The following is a 15,650-nucleotide window of genomic DNA, read 5'->3' as shown; positions in this document are numbered from 1 at the left end:
AACCTCCATACGCTTTCGCAGAAAAGAGTTCATGCTGTGCACATCGGACTGATCGGCCTTGGGAAAATGGGTTTCAACATGCGGGAACGCATGCGGAACGGAGGCATCCAGGTTACGGGCTTCGATCGCAACCCGGACATCACTGACGTTGCCTCTGTGGACGAGCTGATCGCTGCCCTGCCCACTCCGCGGCTCGTCTGGGTCATGGTTCCGTCGGGCGCCATCACGGACGCTGTGGTGACGGAACTCGGTGAAAAACTCAGTGCCGGAGACCTTGTGATCGACGGTGGAAACTCGCGTTTCACGGAGGACCAGAAGCACGCTGCGGCGTTGACCGAAATGGGCATCCGCTTTGCCGACTGTGGCGTTTCCGGCGGTGTTTGGGGCCTGGAGAACGGCTATGGCCTCATGGCCGGCGGCGCAGACGAAGACATCGAACTGGCCATGCCGGTCTTCGATGCCCTGCGTCCCGAAGGCGATCGCGCCGACAGCTTTGTCCACGTTGGCGGCGTTGGCGCAGGTCACTACGCCAAAATGGTACACAACGGCATCGAGTACGGCCTCATGCAGGCATACGCAGAGGGATACGAGCTCCTGGCTGCCAAGGACATCGTGAAAGATCTTCCTGGCACTTTCCGTGCCTGGCAAAAGGGAACTGTTGTCCGCTCCTGGCTCCTGGACCTCATGGTCAAGGCACTCGACGAAGATCCAGGCCTGGCCTCGATCGACGATTATGTGGAGGATTCCGGTGAGGGCCGCTGGACTGTGGAGGAGGCAATCGCCAATGCCGTGCCGGCACCGGCGATTACTGCTGCCCTCTTTGCCCGGTTTGCCTCACGTGAAGACAACTCGCCCGCCATGAAGATGGTTTCCGCATTGCGTCACCAGTTCGGCGGTCACGCCACCCGTCCGGCCAACTAGGCCGCAGGAGTCCAGCAAACGGCGTGTACCTCGAACATCTCTCCCTGACGGATTTCCGCAGCTATGCCCAGGTGGACCTCAAACTAGGGCCCGGAGTCACGGTCCTGGTGGGTTCCAACGGCATCGGCAAGACCAACCTCATGGAAGCAATCGGGTACCTGGCCACGCTGAGTTCCCATCGGGTCAGCACGGATGCGCCATTGCTGCGGTTCGGCACGGAACGCGCCATGATCCGTGCCAAATTGGTGCGCGGTGAGCAGTCCACCGTCATTGAGTTGGAAATCAACGCGGGACGGGCCAACCGTGGACGCATCAACCGTGGCAATCCGGTCCGCGCCAGGGACATCCTGGGCATTTGCCAGACTGTCCTTTTTGCCCCTGAAGACCTGGCCTTGGTCAAGGGGGATCCTTCAAACCGCCGGCGGTTCCTCGACGAACTCCTGGTGAGCCTGATTCCGCGCCACGCGGCCACCCGAAGCGACTATGACCGCGTCTTGAAGCAGCGCAACGCCTTGCTGAAATCCGCCCGGTCCGGCAAATTCACTTCCGGCCACGAAGCAACCCTTGATGTGTGGGATCAGCACATGGCCCGGGCCGGTGCCGAACTGTTGCATGCACGGCTGGAACTCGTGGACCGCTTGAATCCACACCTCAACAGTGCGTACGCGCAACTCACAGATGGTTCCAAGGATGCGGGCGCTGTTTACCGATCAACCATTCAGGGAGTACTCGACGACGACGGCGGCCCGCAAGATGGCGGAACGGAAGCAACGCCGTCGGTTGAGGACCTCCGTCTGCTGTCCGTGGATGAACTCACCGACCGCTATGTCCAGGCTTTTGCAGCGTCACGGAAAAAGGAGCTGGAACGGGGTATTTCCTTGGTTGGCCCGCACCGCGACGAACTGGAGTTGGTGCTCGGGCAAGCACCCGCGAAAGGCTATGCCTCCCATGGCGAAACGTGGTCCATGTGCTTGTCCCTGCGGTTGGCCTCGTACTACGTCATGCTGGATGATGCCCGCACCGGAGGTACCGCGCCGATCCTGATCCTGGACGACGTTTTCGCTGAACTCGATGTCCAGCGGCGGCGTAAACTGGCTGCAATAGTGGCCGGTGCCGAGCAGGTGCTGGTGACTGCCGCCGTCGTTGCCGACATCCCTGAGGAGCTGGCCGGACGGCGCGTAACCGTTGTTCCGGGAGGCATCGATGGCGAAGGATAGCCGCGAGGGACTTCAACCTGGCCGGGATCCGGACGAAATTGATGCTGCCCAAGCGGCACTGAACCGTATGCGCGAGGCAGCAGCTGCCCGCGGCGAAGTACGACAACGTGCACCCCGCCCCGGAACAGCCCCGAAGCGCAAGGGCCTGCGGGATACCAGGGGCTTCACGCAGTTTCACGGCAGCGGCCGGGACCCTCTTGGCCTCGGCAAAGTTGTTGGACGCCTGGTGGCTGAGCGTGGATGGACCTCGCCTGTGGCGGTTGGATCAGTCATGGCGGAATGGGAAACCTTGGTCGGTCCGGACATTTCTGCCCACTGCACGCCGGAGAGTTTCACTGACACCACGTTGCATGTGCGCTGCGACTCAACAGCGTGGGCCACTCAGTTGAGGTTGTTGAGCACAAGCCTCCTGGAGATGTTCCGCAACGAACTGGGCGAAGGCGTGGTGACCAGCATTCAGGTACTTGGCCCGTCGGCACCGAGCTGGCGCAAAGGTGGCCGCAGCGTGAACGGTCGCGGTCCGAGGGACACGTACGGCTAAACGGCGTGCAGGGCGATTCAACGCCCCTGAGTCGTATGGACCCCCATCGGGACCACCGCAGGGCCATTGCAGATAGGGCCAGCGGCCTCCCACGGGTATATTCAGCTCTCGGCTGCCCCTGTATTTGCAAGGATTCGCGCGTATCCACGATAGAATTGGTGTAGATCACTGAGCGCCGGTGAAACGTCGTCCAGGTCCTGAATCCACTCGCGTGGCATCGGTGGCCCCTTCGTCGGAGTAATCGGCGCAATCAGTCACGTGCCCGTTGGCGGCCGCGGTTCGCCGCGGACAGCACCGGGAACGGCCGACATCGAGTACAGAGGAGTCGAAAGCGCCTGTGGCTAACGACAATGCAGAGACCTTGGCAGTAGAGCCCGCAGAGGAGACTGTTCCCAAGCCTGACACGCCTTCCGAGGCGCCCAGGGAGTACGGTGCCAGCGATATCACCGTGCTGGAGGGCCTCGAAGCCGTGCGCAAACGCCCCGGCATGTACATCGGTTCCACCGGTCCCCGCGGTTTGCACCACCTGGTCTATGAAGTGGTGGACAACTCTGTTGACGAGGCCCTGGCCGGCTACTGCAGTCACATCGAAGTCACGCTGCGTGCCGATGGCGGTGTCCGGGTTGTTGACGATGGCCGTGGCATTCCCGTGGACATCCACCCGACCGAAGGCAAGCCCACGGTCGAAGTGGTCATGACCATCCTGCACGCTGGCGGCAAGTTCGGCGGCGGCGGTTACGCGGTCTCCGGCGGCCTGCACGGTGTGGGTATCTCCGTGGTCAACGCTTTGTCCCGACGCGTGGACACGGAAGTTCGGCGCCAGGGTCACGTTTGGCGTATGACATTCGCCGACGGCGGCAAGCCCCAGGGCGAACTGGTCCAGGGCGAGGCCACTGACGTTACCGGGACGTCCCAGACGTTCTACCCGGACGGAACCATCTTCGAGTCCACCGAATTCGATTTCGAGACGCTCCGCGCGCGATTCCAGCAGATGGCCTTCCTCAACAAGGGCCTGCGGATCACGTTGACCGATGAACGTCCCGCTGCGCGGGACGGCGAGGAAGATCTTGACCTGGATGCCGTGGCCACCGAAGGTGAGGTCGCTGCGGAGCACCGCACGGTCGTCTACCAGTACGACGACGGTTTGCTGGACTACGTCAAGCACTTGAACTCGAGCAAGAAGGTTGAGATCGTCCATGAGGACGTCATCGCTTTCGAAACCGAGGACACCGAGCGGCACATCGCCGTCGAGGTCGCCATGCAGTGGACTACCGCCTATTCGGAAAGCGTTCACACTTACGCGAACACCATCAACACCCACGAGGGCGGAACCCACGAAGAGGGCTTCCGCGCCGCGATGACCTCGCTGATCAACCGCTATGCGCGCGAGAAGACCATCATCAAGGAAAAGGAAGACAACCTCACTGGTGATGACATCCGTGAGGGCTTGACGGCGGTTATTTCCGTCAAGCTTGCCGAGCCGCAGTTTGAAGGCCAGACCAAGACCAAACTGGGCAACTCCGAGGTCAAGGGCTTCGTCCAGCGCGTCGTTACCGATCAGCTCGGAGACTGGCTGGAACGCAACCCCGGCCCCGCCCGCGACGTCATCCGCAAGGCTATTTCAGCTGCCCAGGCGCGTATGGCAGCCCGGAAGGCGCGCGACAATGCCCGCCGGAAGAGCCCGCTCGAGTCCTTCGGCATGCCAGGCAAGCTGTCCGACTGCTCATCCAAGGATCCTTCGCGTTGCGAGGTCTACCTCGTGGAGGGTGACTCGGCAGGCGGTTCGGCCAAGCGCGGCCGCAACCCGGAAACCCAGGCCATCCTGCCTCTGCGAGGCAAGATCCTGAATGTGGAGCGTGCCCGCCTGGATAAGGCCCTCGGCAACACCGAAGTCCAGTCCATGATCACGGCCTTCGGTACTGGCATTGGCGAGGACTTCGACATTTCAAAGCTCCGTTATCACAAGATCGTGCTGATGGCCGATGCCGACGTTGATGGCCAGCACATCACCACCCTGCTGATGACCCTGCTGTTCCGCTACATGCGCCCGCTCATCGAGAACGGCTACGTTTACCTGGCGCAGCCGCCGCTGTACCGGATCAAGTGGTCCAACGCCGCGCACGATTACGTGTACAGCGACCGCGAACGCGATGAAACCATCCGTAAGGGTGCCGCCATGAACAAGCGCCTGCCCAAGGACAACGGCATCCAGCGCTACAAGGGCCTCGGCGAGATGGATTACACCGAGCTGTGGGACACCACCATGGACCCGGACCGCCGCACGCTGTTGCAGGTCACCATGGATGACGCACTGGCCGCCGACCAGACTTTCTCCGTGTTGATGGGAGAAGACGTCGAATCCCGCCGAAACTTCATTCAGCAGAACGCCAAGGACGTCAGGTTCCTCGATATCTAGGGGCCCAACAGGGCAACTGAATATTCTTGAACTGACATATACCTGAAACGGAAATCTTAGATTATGAGTGACGAAACTCCTGAAGTCCCGGCGGAATCGAACGCCGACGACGTCGTCCTTGAGGGCGATGTGCTGACCGACCGCGTGGAGCAAGTAGACCTGCAGACGGAAATGCAGCGGTCCTACTTGGATTACGCCATGGCCGTCATTGTTGGCCGTGCCCTTCCGGATGTCCGTGACGGTCTCAAGCCGGTCCACCGCCGCGTTTTGTACGCAATGTTCGACGGCGGCTACCGCCCCGATCGCTCCTTCAACAAGTGCGCCCGCGTTGTGGGCGACGTCATGGGTACCTATCACCCGCACGGCGACATGGCCATCTACGATGCCCTGGTTCGCCTGATCCAGGACTGGACCATGCGTTACCCGCTGGCACTGGGCCAGGGCAACTTCGGTTCGCCGGGCAACGACGGCGCTGCTGCACCGCGTTACACCGAAACCAAGATGGCGCAGCTGGCCATGGAAATGGTCCGGGACATCGACGAAGAAACCGTCGACTTCCAGGACAACTACGACGGCAAGAACCAGGAACCCACCATCCTGCCGGCGCGTTTCCCCAACCTGCTGGTCAACGGATCCTCGGGTATCGCCGTCGGCATGGCCACCAACATTCCGCCGCACAACCTTCGCGAGGTGGCTGAGGGCGTTCAGTGGGCGCTCGACAACCCCACGGCCACGCGCGAGGAACTGCTTGAGGCATTGCTGCTGCGCATCAAGGGACCCGATTTCCCCACAGGCGCCACCATCCTGGGCCACAAGGGCATCGAAGACGCTTACCGCACGGGCCGTGGTTCCATCACCATGCGGGCCGTGGTCAACGTTGAGGAACTCCAGGGCCGTACCTGCCTGGTGGTCACCGAGCTCCCGTACCAGGCAAACCCGGATAACCTGGCCATCAAGATCGCCGAACTGGTCAAGGACGGCAAGATCCAGGGCATCGCCGACCTCCGCGATGAGACTTCCGGCCGTACTGGCCAGCGCCTGGTCATCGTGCTCAAGCGCGATGCCGTGGCCAAGGTGGTCCTGAACAACCTCTACAAACACACGCAGCTGCAGGACAACTTCTCGGCGAACATGCTGGCAATTGTCGACGGCGTTCCCCGCACCTTGAGCCTGGACGCCTTCATCCGCCACTGGGTGACGCACCAGATGGACGTCATTGCACGCCGGACCCGCTACCGCCTGCGCAAGGCTGAGGAAGAAGCGCACATCCTGCGTGCGCTCCTTAAGGCTTTGGACATGCTGGACGAGGTTATCGCCCTCATCCGTGCGTCCAACACCACCGAAGCTGCCCGCGAAGGCCTCATGGAACTCCTGGAGATCGATGAACTCCAGGCCCGGGCCATCCTGGACATGCAGTTGCGCCGCCTGGCTGCCCTGGAACGCCAGAAGATCCAGGACCGCCATTCCGAGCTCGAGGCCATGATCCAGGAGTTCAACGCGATCCTGGCTTCCGAGGAACGCCAACGCCAGATCATCAGCGAGGAATTGGCCGAGATCGTGGCCAAGCACGGCGATGACCGCCGGACCCACATCCTCATGGGCTTCGACGGCGACATGTCGATGGAAGACCTGATTCCCGAAGAAGAAATGGTGGTCACGATCACCCGCGGCGGATACGTCAAGCGGACCCGGAGTGACAACTACCGCTCGCAGCAGCGCGGCGGCAAGGGCATCAAGGGTGCCCAGCTGCGCGGCGACGACGTTGTGGAGCACTTCTTTGTAACCACCACGCACCACTGGTTGTTGTTCTTCACCAACCTGGGCCGCGTGTACCGTGCCAAGGCCTACGAACTGGCCGAAGCCGGACGCGATGCCAAGGGCCAGCACGTTGCCAACCTCCTGGCATTCCAGCCCGATGAACACATCGCCCAGGTCCTGGACCTGCGGGATTACCAGCAGGCCCCCTACTTGGTATTGGCCACCAAGAACGGTCTGGTCAAGAAGACGCGGTTGGAGGACTACGACACCAACCGCACCGCCGGCGTGATCGCCATCAACCTGCGTGACGAGGATGAGCTTGTCTCGGCCCAGCTGGTGAGCGAAACCGATGATCTCCTTCTGGTTTCACGCAAGGGCCAGTCCATCCGCTTCACGGCCACCGATGATGCCTTGCGTCCCATGGGCCGTGCTACGTCCGGCGTGACCGGTATGAAGTTCCGTGAAGACGACGAACTGCTGGCCGCCGACGTGGTCCAGGACGGCTCGTTCGTCTTCGTGGTGACCGAAGGCGGCTATGCCAAGCGGACCGCGGTGGACGAATACCGCCTGCAAGGACGTGGTGGCCTGGGTATCAAGGTAGCCAAGCTCGCAGAAGACCGCGGGGACCTCGTGGGCGCCTTGATCGTGCAGGAAGAGGACGAAGTCCTGGTAGTCATGGAAGGCGGCAAGGTGGTCCGGTCCGCCGTCGCCGGCGTTCCTGCCAAGGGCCGCGACACCATGGGAGTCATCTTCGCCAAGCCGGACAAGAATGACCGCATTATCGAGGTTGCGCGCAACAGCGAACGCGGTCTGGAAGCCGAAGAATCCGAGGACGGCCTCGACGATGACGTAACGTTGGCTGCAAACGATGGCGCCGTTGAGGCGGCCGTGGCGGCCGAAACGGAAAACGACGCAGACCCGGAAAACGAAACGGGCGCGGAGCTGAACGAAGACAACACCGGAGGTAACGAGTGAGTAATTCCGACTCATATCCCAAGCCGAGCACAGGTGTCCCCGGCGGACTCCGGCAGCCCTCGGGCAGCACGCAGGCAGGCACGCCTGCACGGCCCCAACAGCGTCCTGGAGCCGGTTCCGCCGGTGCCGGTGCGCCAGGAGCCCGTCCGGCGACCGGCACGAATTCCGCGCAGCGACCCGCTGGCGCTCCAGGCCAGCGTCCTGCCCCAGCAGGCCAGCGTCCCGCAGGAGCGCCCGGACAGCGACCGGCGCAGCCCGGCCAGCGTCCCAACGGCGCACCCGCCCAGCGACCCGCCCAGGGCGGCCCCGGCCTGGTGAAGCCGGCACCCAAGGCCAAGGTGCGCCGCGCGCGACTTCTCGTCAGCAAGGTGGACCCGTGGTCGGTGCTGAAGATGGCGTTCCTGCTGTCTGTCGCGCTGGGCATCGTCACGGTGGTTGCGGCGATCGTGCTGTGGACCGTACTGGACCTCACAGGCATCTTCAACCAGGTGGATAGCCTCCTGGGCACCCTGGCGGGATCCGAGGGCGGTGGATTCGAGCTGAAGAAGATTGCTTCGCTTGGCCAGGTCGCCTCCTTCGCCACCATCATCGCCGTGGTGAACGTGGTCCTGCTGACTGCCTTGTCCATGCTCTCTGCCGTCCTTTATAACATTTCCGCAACGTTGGTTGGCGGCATCGGCGTGACATTGACGGACGACTAACAAAAAACCGCGGAAATTCGCCGAAATAGGCGGAAATCCTTGGTGAAAATGCCTCGATTTGAGATCGGGCCGGGATGTGCTGTACAGTCATATCTCGGCCCGATGAGGCATCGGGGCGTATAGCTCAGGCGGTTAGAGCGCTTCGCTGATAACGAAGAGGTCCCAGGTTCAAGTCCTGGTACGCCCACGGAACCTACAAGGTTCAGGTAACACTGAATCAGAATGAGGTGCTTGTGAAGAAGTTGCTTGTAGTTGTAGCAGCGGCAGTCGCAGGTGTCCTGGTCTATAAAAAGGCCCAGGAATCCGAAGCCCGGAAAGCAGTTTGGAGCGAGTCAACCGACAAGGTCGATTAGCTACAAAGCCCGGTGCGAATTGGTAATTACCAGTCCGGACATGGGGTATGATTGACGGGTTGCTTCTTATGGGGGCATGGCGCAATTGGTAGCGCACCTGCTTTGCAAGCAGGGGGTTCGGGGTTCGAGTCCCCGTGCCTCCACCATAAGAAAAGTCCCGGTCAGAAATGACCGGGACTTTTGCTTTTAACGCTTCCGCTCAGCCTGCTTAGCTGGGCCTGGCCCACCACACTAAGGTTGTTCCGTGAACCTTCTCGTTGCCGCCCTTGGTGTCCTGGGCGTTGCCTCTTCCGGCCCGCTGATAGCCGGCACGCTCGGAGCGACGTCGGTGACGGCGCTGGCTATCGCATTCTGGCGCAACGCGATTGGGGCCGTGGTGATGGCCGTCCCCGTTGCCATTCGGGCGCCGAAGCAGTTTGGGAGGATCACGCGGCGCGAATTCGGCTGGTCCGCTGTAGCCGCAGTAGCGCTGGCTTTCCACTTCGCCTGTTTCATCACAGCCCTGCAACTCACGTCCGTGGCTGCTGCCACGGCCTTGGTATGCCTGCAGTCCGGGTGGATAGCGGTATTCCAGTTGTTCAGGGGTACGCGGCACCGCTGGCCGGTTCTGCTGGGCCTGGGAATCGCCTTCGGCGGCGTTGTGGCCATCACCGGGTTCAACATGGGCACTTCCCCCCAATCGCTCCTGGGTGACCTCCTGGCCCTTGCTGGCGGGGCCCTGGCCGGGCTGTACACCCTCGCTGGCGGCAAGGCCCGCCAAACGATGGGAACAGGAACCTACACCACTCTTTGCTACGGCATGTGTGCAGGGATCGTGGCCGTGATGGCTTTGTTCAGTGGCCAGCCCCTGACAGGGTTCGACGCCGGAGGCTGGCTTGGCATCATTGCCATCACCGTTTGCGCGCAACTGGTTGGGCACACGGCCTTCAACCACCTGCTCGCAACGATGAGCCCGTTGCTGGTGTCGATGATTATCTTGTTGGAGATCCCGGGTGCCGCTCTGCTGGCTGCCGTATTCCTGAACGAAACGCTGCCGGCCGGCACTTATGCGGGACTGGCGCTGATTCTGGCCGGGCTGGCAGTTGTGGTTTCCGGGCAACGGAGGGGCCGCACTGAAGCAGACCGGCGCGAAGTGGAGCTGGGCACCGACTGACGTTCCGGCGTCGCGCGGTTAGAGCCCGCCTCGGCGGACGCCCTGGGCCGAATTGGCTGTGTGGATGGCTCGCAGCAGCTTGGCCGGGAAGTAGACCGAGAAGAACACCACCATGGGTGCCTTAAGCGCCATCTTCTTGACGTTGTGCGCCTTGTAGGTCCGGTCAAAGCGCTGGACGTAGTAGCGATAGTCGCGCGGTGAGTCCTCAAGGCGGCGGGCCGACATCCCGGAGACCATCTGGGGCAGGTACTGGACTTTGAGGTCGTGCTCGAAGAGGTGCAGCGAGAGATCGATATCCTCGTGCATCTCGTCCTTCTCGTCCAAGCAGGTTTCATCGCGGATGGCCTCCCAGGCGGTCCGGCGAAGGGCCATGTTGGAGCCGAAGAGGAAGTGGTACTGGTGTTTGGCCAGGCGGAGCATGAGTTGGCGCATCTTGTCGTCCGCTTTGAGCCCAAAGCGCCGCATGGGCATGTCGTAATAAACCACGGGGCCGGTGGCGGCCTCGACGGAGGCATCCATGAACGCCTTTTGGACCTGTTCAACCCAATCCGGTTCCAGGACCGAGTCCGCGTCGATGCGGCCCAGCACGTCTCCGGTGGCGTGGTTAAGCCCGAAGTTACGGGTGGGGATCAGGCCTTGGGCGGCGTCCTGCCGCAAAAGAATGATGGGACTTTCCGGGTATTCCTGCTGCATCTGCCGCACGATTTTGGCCGTGCGATCGGTGGACAGGTTATCCACCACGATGATTTCCTCAGCGGGCACGGACTGGTAAATGGCGGCAATGAGGCACTGGCGAATGACGCTTTCCTCGTTGTACGCCGGGATGACGATGGAAACGCCCGGAGGTTCCGGACCGTCCTTGAGGGCACCCGCAAAGGGTCTATCGGCTGACATCACCTCAAATCTAACACCCGGGGCCTCGCCCCCGACGGAGGCTCTGGTTACAAGCCGGCAAACACTGAAGGGACCCCGGCAATGCCGGGATCCCTTCAGTTGATGCTTGCTTCACCGTGCTGTTGAAGCCCGGTGTCGCGTGAGTCAGTTCTGCTAACCCTTGGAACCGGGCTCCGAACCTTCGGTGTCCTTATGCAGGCTGGCAGCGATGTTCTTGACTGCCGTCTTTGCGTCGGTTGCCACCTTGGTGGTGGATTCCTCAACGTCCTTCAGCGCGTCCTTGGTTGCCTGCTCGGCTTCGGCCACGGCCTCATCGGGAGTGCTGGATTCCGTTGCGGCCGCGGTGGCCGACGATGCAGCGTCCGCGGGAGCGGGAGCCGGCGTGGGTGCCGGGGTAACCGGCGCGGGAGTCTTCCAAGGATCCTCAACGGGCCTGGACGCCTTCCAAGCTGCAACACCCGCAGCAGCGGCGGCGGCGATGACCGTAACGATCAGCCAGCCGCGCTTCTTGGGCTTCGGTTCCTTGCCCAGCTTGGTGGAGACAGCCTTGGTGGCTTCGTCGGCGACTGCCTTGATCTGCTTGCCAGTGGCCTGTGCCTGCTCCTGGACGCTGTGCACCACGCCTGAATCAACAAGCTTCTGGGCTACGGCATCAACCTGGGCCGGGGCGTTTTCAAGGACGTGGTGGACAACTTCGGAAGCCTGGCCCAGTTGGTCGGACAGCTTGGGCAGGTATTCATCCACCACTTTGTCCCGTGCGTGGCCGAGGGCCGGGGTGGCCTTGTTCAGCGCTTCCTGGATCTTGGGGGTTGCGTCCTCTACGGCGTCGTGGATCTTCGGCGCAAGATGCGCCAGACCATCCTGAATCCGCGGCGTAACAACTGCAACGCCGTCGGCGAGGTTGTGCGCAGCCGACTTCAGCCCCTCCTGGATCTTCGGGGAAGCGGTGTCAATGCCGTGCTGGATACGCGGAACAGCCCAATTGACGGCTGCTTCCACACGGGGCGCAGCCCAGTCGCGGGCGTTATCCACACCGACCGCAACGGATTGTTCAAGGTCGCGGGCAATACGGTCTGATTTCTTCACAACTACCTCCCGATACACATGCTCGTTTGTTGCTAGCCTACGTCGCTTAGGGAACACCGGCTATTCATCCGCCGTATTCACCCCGGATTTCACCGAGCGCGGAACCGGCTATACAGCAGCACCGGCGTTGACCCTGCATGAAAGAATGGGCCCATGACCATCGCAACCGCAAAAGCAACGATCCACACGACCCTCGGCGACATCAAGGTTGACCTCTTTGGCAACCATGCGCCCAAGACGGTCGCCAACTTCATTGGCTTGGCCACGGGCGAAAAGTCCTGGAACCACCCGGAAACCGGCGAAGACAAGACTGGGACGCCCCTCTACAACGGCACCATCTTCCACCGGATCATCAAAGATTTCATGATCCAGGGCGGCGATCCCCTGGGCCGTGGCGTTGGCGGACCGGGCTACCAGTTCGACGACGAAATCCACCCGGAACTGACTTTCAACGCTCCTTACAAGCTGGCAATGGCGAACGCCGGCGTCCAGATGGGCAAGGGCACCAACGGGTCACAGTTCTTCATCACCACCGTGAACACGGATTGGCTGTTCGGCAAGCACAGCATCTTCGGTGAAGTCACGGACGAGGAATCCCGCAAGGTTGTTGACGCGATCGAGGCCGTACGAACCGGCATGGGCGACCGTCCGGTTGAGGACGTCGCCATCAAGAGCATCGACATCGAACAGCTCTAGTCACGCGCTGATCCTGATCCCATGAGTTACGGAATTCCGTCGGCCGAGCCGTCCGCTGATATTCCGGTGTGCCCGAGGCACCCGGATAGGCCCTCCTATGTGCGGTGCCAGCGCTGTGGGCGCCCTGCGTGCCCCGAGTGCCAGCGGGCGGCCGCCGTCGGGTTCCAGTGCGTTGACTGCGTCAACGAACAAAAAAGTACGACGCCGGTTTACCGCTCCCCGTATGGCGGTGCCTTGGCAACGGGCCGGCCGGTAGTGACGTTCACGATCATCGGTCTGTGCGTACTGGTTTATGTCCTTGAGTGGGTGCTGCCCCGAGGTGTCGTATTTCAGAATTTCGCATTTGCCACGGCCGCCGTTGACGAGCCGTGGCGTATGGTTACGGCCGCTTTTCTTCATTCCCAGGATTTTCTGCTCCACATTGTCCTGAACATGTACACGTTGTGGATCTTCGGACAAGCCCTTGAGCCCTTGCTCGGGCGGATTCGATTCCTTGCCGTGTACCTGATCTCAGCCATTGGCGGGTCGGTGGGCTACCTCCTTCTGACGCCCATGGATTCAACCGTTGGTGTGGTGGGAGCCTCGGGAGCAATTTTTGGACTCTTCGGCGCCATGCTCGTGGTGCAGCGCCATCGAGGCGGCGAAACCAAGCAACTATGGGTCCTGATCGCCATCAATGGTGCAATCGGCTTCTTCGTACCGAGCATCGCCTGGCAGGCCCATCTGGGCGGTTTGATCACCGGTGGCCTCGCTGCTGCGGTCATCGCCTATGCTCCTCGGGGCAAGAACCAGGCCCTCCTCCAGGCGGGCGGGCTCGTCCTGGTGTTGGGCCTGTTGGCAGTAGTGACCTGGTTCCGCGTTACTGCTGGCTAGTCGCGGAATCAACAACGACCACAACGGGTTGCCGCAGAATCGTCTTGAGTTTTTCCGGCGCTGTCCGGCGCGGATCACTGAGATAGATCTCATGATGTTTTCCCGTCATCCTGAGTGATTGCGCCGGGATGAAGTTGTTGTGCAGTTCCTCCAGCACAGGCCCCTCATCGTCGTAGGGGCCCACATGGAGTGTTTGCACACTCAGTCCTTCATTGAGCGGTTCCAGGCGGAGGGCTTCAAGGGCCGGCGCGCCGCCCTTCCTGGCGATTGATTGCCGTGCCGTCTCCAAGTGTTCCTGGGTGATCCACTCGGGGATCATGTTCATTAACGTCCAGTCCCAGCGTGATTTGTCCCTGGTACTGGTGAACGACTCCATGTCAGAGGACCACCACAGGGCTTCAAGGGGCATCACCGCATAATCGCGCTCAAGTTCGTTTTTGCTGATGAACTTCAGGGCGTACGCCACGGGATACAGGGTGGTGAGGGCGTCTTTGTACTCCCGGGCCGTATTCGGGTCACCATGGCCGTCGATCATCAGATATTGCAGGGCAGGAACCGTCACGACATGGAACACGCCGCGCTTGGCCCTGTATGTTTCGAGCTGCTTCTTGAAGTCGACTTTCATGCCACTCCCCCTGCGTTGTGGATTAGGCCCACTGGATCTTGGTAGGTCGAACCCACCGCTTCCTATGTTATCCACAACCGTTATCCACACTGTGCGTAACTTACACGGGTGTAGTTAGCCAGTTGTGCCGTCCCAGTACTCGTGAGAGCGGTAGATATCCCCCGAAAGGCATGAATTTGTCCACATCTGTGGATAACTTTGTCCCCGCCCCCTGTTGTTTTGTGGACAAGTGGGGTCGTTTGCGAGGTTATGTGGACAAGCCTGTTAATGATGCTGTGGATGGCGCCCTATCAACAGGCTTATCAACAGTGTTAATAACTTACAAGCGTGTAGTTCAGGGCCACGGAAAGGCGTCTAGCGCCCGCCATTACAGGGATCCACGGTTTGAAACCCACACGTTTTCCCCAACTGTGGATAACTTGTGGGTAGGGGGTTGTTGTTAAGTGGGTAACTGTAGCGTGGGTCCGAAGACGTGAGACGGACATTTCGAGCGCTCGGAGGTCACGCTGGAGTGTCGCGGCCGCCCAGGATTTCGTCAGTGCGGAAACCCGGCAATCCCTGAACGTTGAACATTGAGTGAAGCTTGGAACACTATCCACAGCTCCGTGCACAGTGGGTATAAGTGTCCCCAACCACGTTTGTCAGCGGAGATGTGCGCCAGCGCGCCGATTTTCAGACCAACTACGTGGATGTCCACAGAAGTTATCCACGCCTGTGGATAAAGTTACGCACTTCTGTGGACAAGATCTGTGGACTATCAGCGGATCTTCGCTCGGTGAGCGGCCCTCCGAGCCCCTAGGTCCAGATACCTGACGTCCCGCGCCGGTGGCTGTCCAGCAGGTGGGTATCGATGATCCCTATGGCTTCCATGAGCGCATACATGGTGGTGGGGCCGACGAAAGCAAAGCCCTTCTTCCGGAGTGCCTTGGATAAGGCGATGGATTCATCGGACGTGGTGGGGATGTCGGCCAAGCTGCGTGGCGCGGGGGTAGATTCCGGTTTGAACGACCAGACGAAGTCCACCAGCCCGCCTTCCTCACGCAAGGCGATGGTGGCTTTGGCATTGGTGATGGCGGCAAGGATCTTGAGCCGGTTGCGCACAATCCCGGCATCCAACATGAGTCGTTCGACGTCGGACTCGGTGAAGGCCGCAACGCTTTCCGGGTGGAAGTCCAAGAACGCGCTCCGGAAGGCTTCGCGCTTTCGAAGGATGGTGGCCCAGGAGAGACCCGCTTGGAACGCCTCCAAACTGATGCGCTCGTACAGGCCCTGTTCATCGCGGACGGGCATACCCCACTCGTGATCGTAGTAGCCCTGCATGAGCGGGTCCGAGGCAGCCCACGAAGGACGGGCCAGGCCGTCCTCGCCAATGATGGTGCCGTTCTCTGCCGGGGTCATGCACGCTCCTCCGAGGCCGCGCCACCAGGGACACAGGCCATTA

The 15,650-nt window shown here is 61.3% G+C and carries 14 protein-coding genes and 2 tRNA genes; 12 read left to right on the top strand and 4 right to left on the bottom strand.

The window, feature by feature from the left end; translation table 11 throughout:
- The first annotated feature begins 36 nt into the window (after positions 1 to 36).
- The 10 genes from gnd (at position 37) to ACFRJ9_RS08725 (ending at position 10,035) form a co-directional block, all read left to right on the top strand.
- On the top strand, positions 37 to 921 hold the full coding sequence (gnd, locus tag ACFRJ9_RS08770; protein WP_377666499.1) for a phosphogluconate dehydrogenase (NAD(+)-dependent, decarboxylating): 885 nt from the start codon (positions 37 to 39) through the stop codon (positions 919 to 921).
- A gap of 23 nt (positions 922 to 944) precedes the next feature.
- The gene (gene recF / locus ACFRJ9_RS08765) at positions 945 to 2,138 is read left to right on the top strand and encodes a DNA replication/repair protein RecF (RefSeq protein ID WP_377666497.1); all 1,194 of its coding nucleotides are present in this window, start codon (positions 945 to 947) and stop codon (positions 2,136 to 2,138) included.
- Positions 2,125 to 2,679, top strand: a complete 555-nt coding sequence (locus ACFRJ9_RS08760; protein WP_377666495.1) for a DUF721 domain-containing protein — start codon at positions 2,125 to 2,127, stop codon at positions 2,677 to 2,679. The genes recF and ACFRJ9_RS08760 overlap by 14 nt, the downstream gene beginning before the upstream one ends.
- A gap of 337 nt (positions 2,680 to 3,016) precedes the next feature.
- A complete protein-coding gene (gyrB, locus tag ACFRJ9_RS08755; protein WP_377666493.1) occupies positions 3,017 to 5,095 on the top strand; it encodes a DNA topoisomerase (ATP-hydrolyzing) subunit B in 2,079 nt (692 codons plus the stop codon).
- 63 nt (positions 5,096 to 5,158) lie between these two features.
- Complete coding sequence (gene gyrA / locus ACFRJ9_RS08750) at positions 5,159 to 7,828, top strand: DNA gyrase subunit A (RefSeq protein WP_377666491.1); 2,670 nt, start codon at positions 5,159 to 5,161, stop codon at positions 7,826 to 7,828.
- Positions 7,825 to 8,529 (top strand): DUF3566 domain-containing protein, encoded by a 705-nt coding sequence (locus ACFRJ9_RS08745; RefSeq protein ID WP_377666489.1) that lies wholly within the window; start codon positions 7,825 to 7,827, stop codon positions 8,527 to 8,529. Before gyrA ends, ACFRJ9_RS08745 begins: the two co-directional genes overlap by 4 nt.
- A 113-nt stretch (positions 8,530 to 8,642) precedes the next feature.
- Positions 8,643 to 8,716, top strand: a tRNA-Ile gene (locus tag ACFRJ9_RS08740).
- Between the two features lie 40 nt (positions 8,717 to 8,756).
- Positions 8,757 to 8,882, top strand: a complete 126-nt coding sequence (locus tag ACFRJ9_RS08735; RefSeq protein WP_377666487.1) for a DLW-39 family protein — start codon at positions 8,757 to 8,759, stop codon at positions 8,880 to 8,882.
- Positions 8,883 to 8,952: 70 nt separating this feature from the next.
- Positions 8,953 to 9,028: transfer RNA gene (locus tag ACFRJ9_RS08730), tRNA-Ala, on the top strand.
- A gap of 98 nt (positions 9,029 to 9,126) precedes the next feature.
- Entirely contained in the window at positions 9,127 to 10,035 is a 909-nt protein-coding gene (locus tag ACFRJ9_RS08725; RefSeq protein WP_377666485.1) for a DMT family transporter, read from the top strand.
- An 18-nt stretch (positions 10,036 to 10,053) separates the two neighbouring features.
- On the opposite strand, the gene ACFRJ9_RS08720 is transcribed toward ACFRJ9_RS08725, so the two are convergent.
- Together ACFRJ9_RS08720 and ACFRJ9_RS08715 are read right to left on the bottom strand one after the other, a co-directional pair.
- Positions 10,054 to 10,929, bottom strand: coding sequence for a glycosyltransferase (locus ACFRJ9_RS08720; protein ID WP_377666483.1), 876 nt, complete (start codon positions 10,927 to 10,929; stop codon positions 10,054 to 10,056).
- 153 nt (positions 10,930 to 11,082) lie between these two features.
- Positions 11,083 to 12,015: a hypothetical protein gene (locus ACFRJ9_RS08715; protein WP_377666482.1), complete on the bottom strand. Its 933-nt coding sequence runs from the start codon at positions 12,013 to 12,015 to the stop codon at positions 11,083 to 11,085.
- Positions 12,016 to 12,168: 153 nt separating this feature from the next.
- Here ACFRJ9_RS08715 and ACFRJ9_RS08710 point away from each other — a divergent pair, with 153 nt between their 5' ends.
- Positions 12,169 to 12,711 carry a peptidylprolyl isomerase gene (locus ACFRJ9_RS08710; RefSeq protein ID WP_377666480.1) on the top strand — a complete coding sequence of 181 codons (543 nt, stop codon included), beginning with the start codon at positions 12,169 to 12,171 and terminating at the stop codon, positions 12,709 to 12,711.
- Between the two features lie 21 nt (positions 12,712 to 12,732).
- Positions 12,733 to 13,584, top strand: coding sequence for a rhomboid family intramembrane serine protease (locus tag ACFRJ9_RS08705; protein WP_377666478.1), 852 nt, complete (start codon positions 12,733 to 12,735; stop codon positions 13,582 to 13,584).
- On the opposite strand, the gene ACFRJ9_RS08700 is transcribed toward ACFRJ9_RS08705, so the two are convergent.
- Together ACFRJ9_RS08700 and ACFRJ9_RS08695 are read right to left on the bottom strand one after the other, a co-directional pair.
- A complete protein-coding gene (locus tag ACFRJ9_RS08700; protein ID WP_377666476.1) occupies positions 13,571 to 14,209 on the bottom strand; it encodes a GyrI-like domain-containing protein in 639 nt (212 codons plus the stop codon). The genes ACFRJ9_RS08705 and ACFRJ9_RS08700 overlap by 14 nt on opposite strands.
- A gap of 795 nt (positions 14,210 to 15,004) precedes the next feature.
- The gene (locus ACFRJ9_RS08695; RefSeq protein ID WP_377666474.1) at positions 15,005 to 15,607 is read right to left on the bottom strand and encodes a DNA-3-methyladenine glycosylase I; all 603 of its coding nucleotides are present in this window, start codon (positions 15,605 to 15,607) and stop codon (positions 15,005 to 15,007) included.
- Between the last annotated feature and the right edge of the window lie 43 nt (positions 15,608 to 15,650).

It is taken from the genome of Paenarthrobacter sp. NPDC056912 (genome assembly GCF_042786555.1).
Classification (GTDB): Bacteria; Actinomycetota; Actinomycetes; order Actinomycetales; family Micrococcaceae; genus Arthrobacter.
This window is presented reverse-complemented; position numbering and strand designations above follow the sequence as displayed.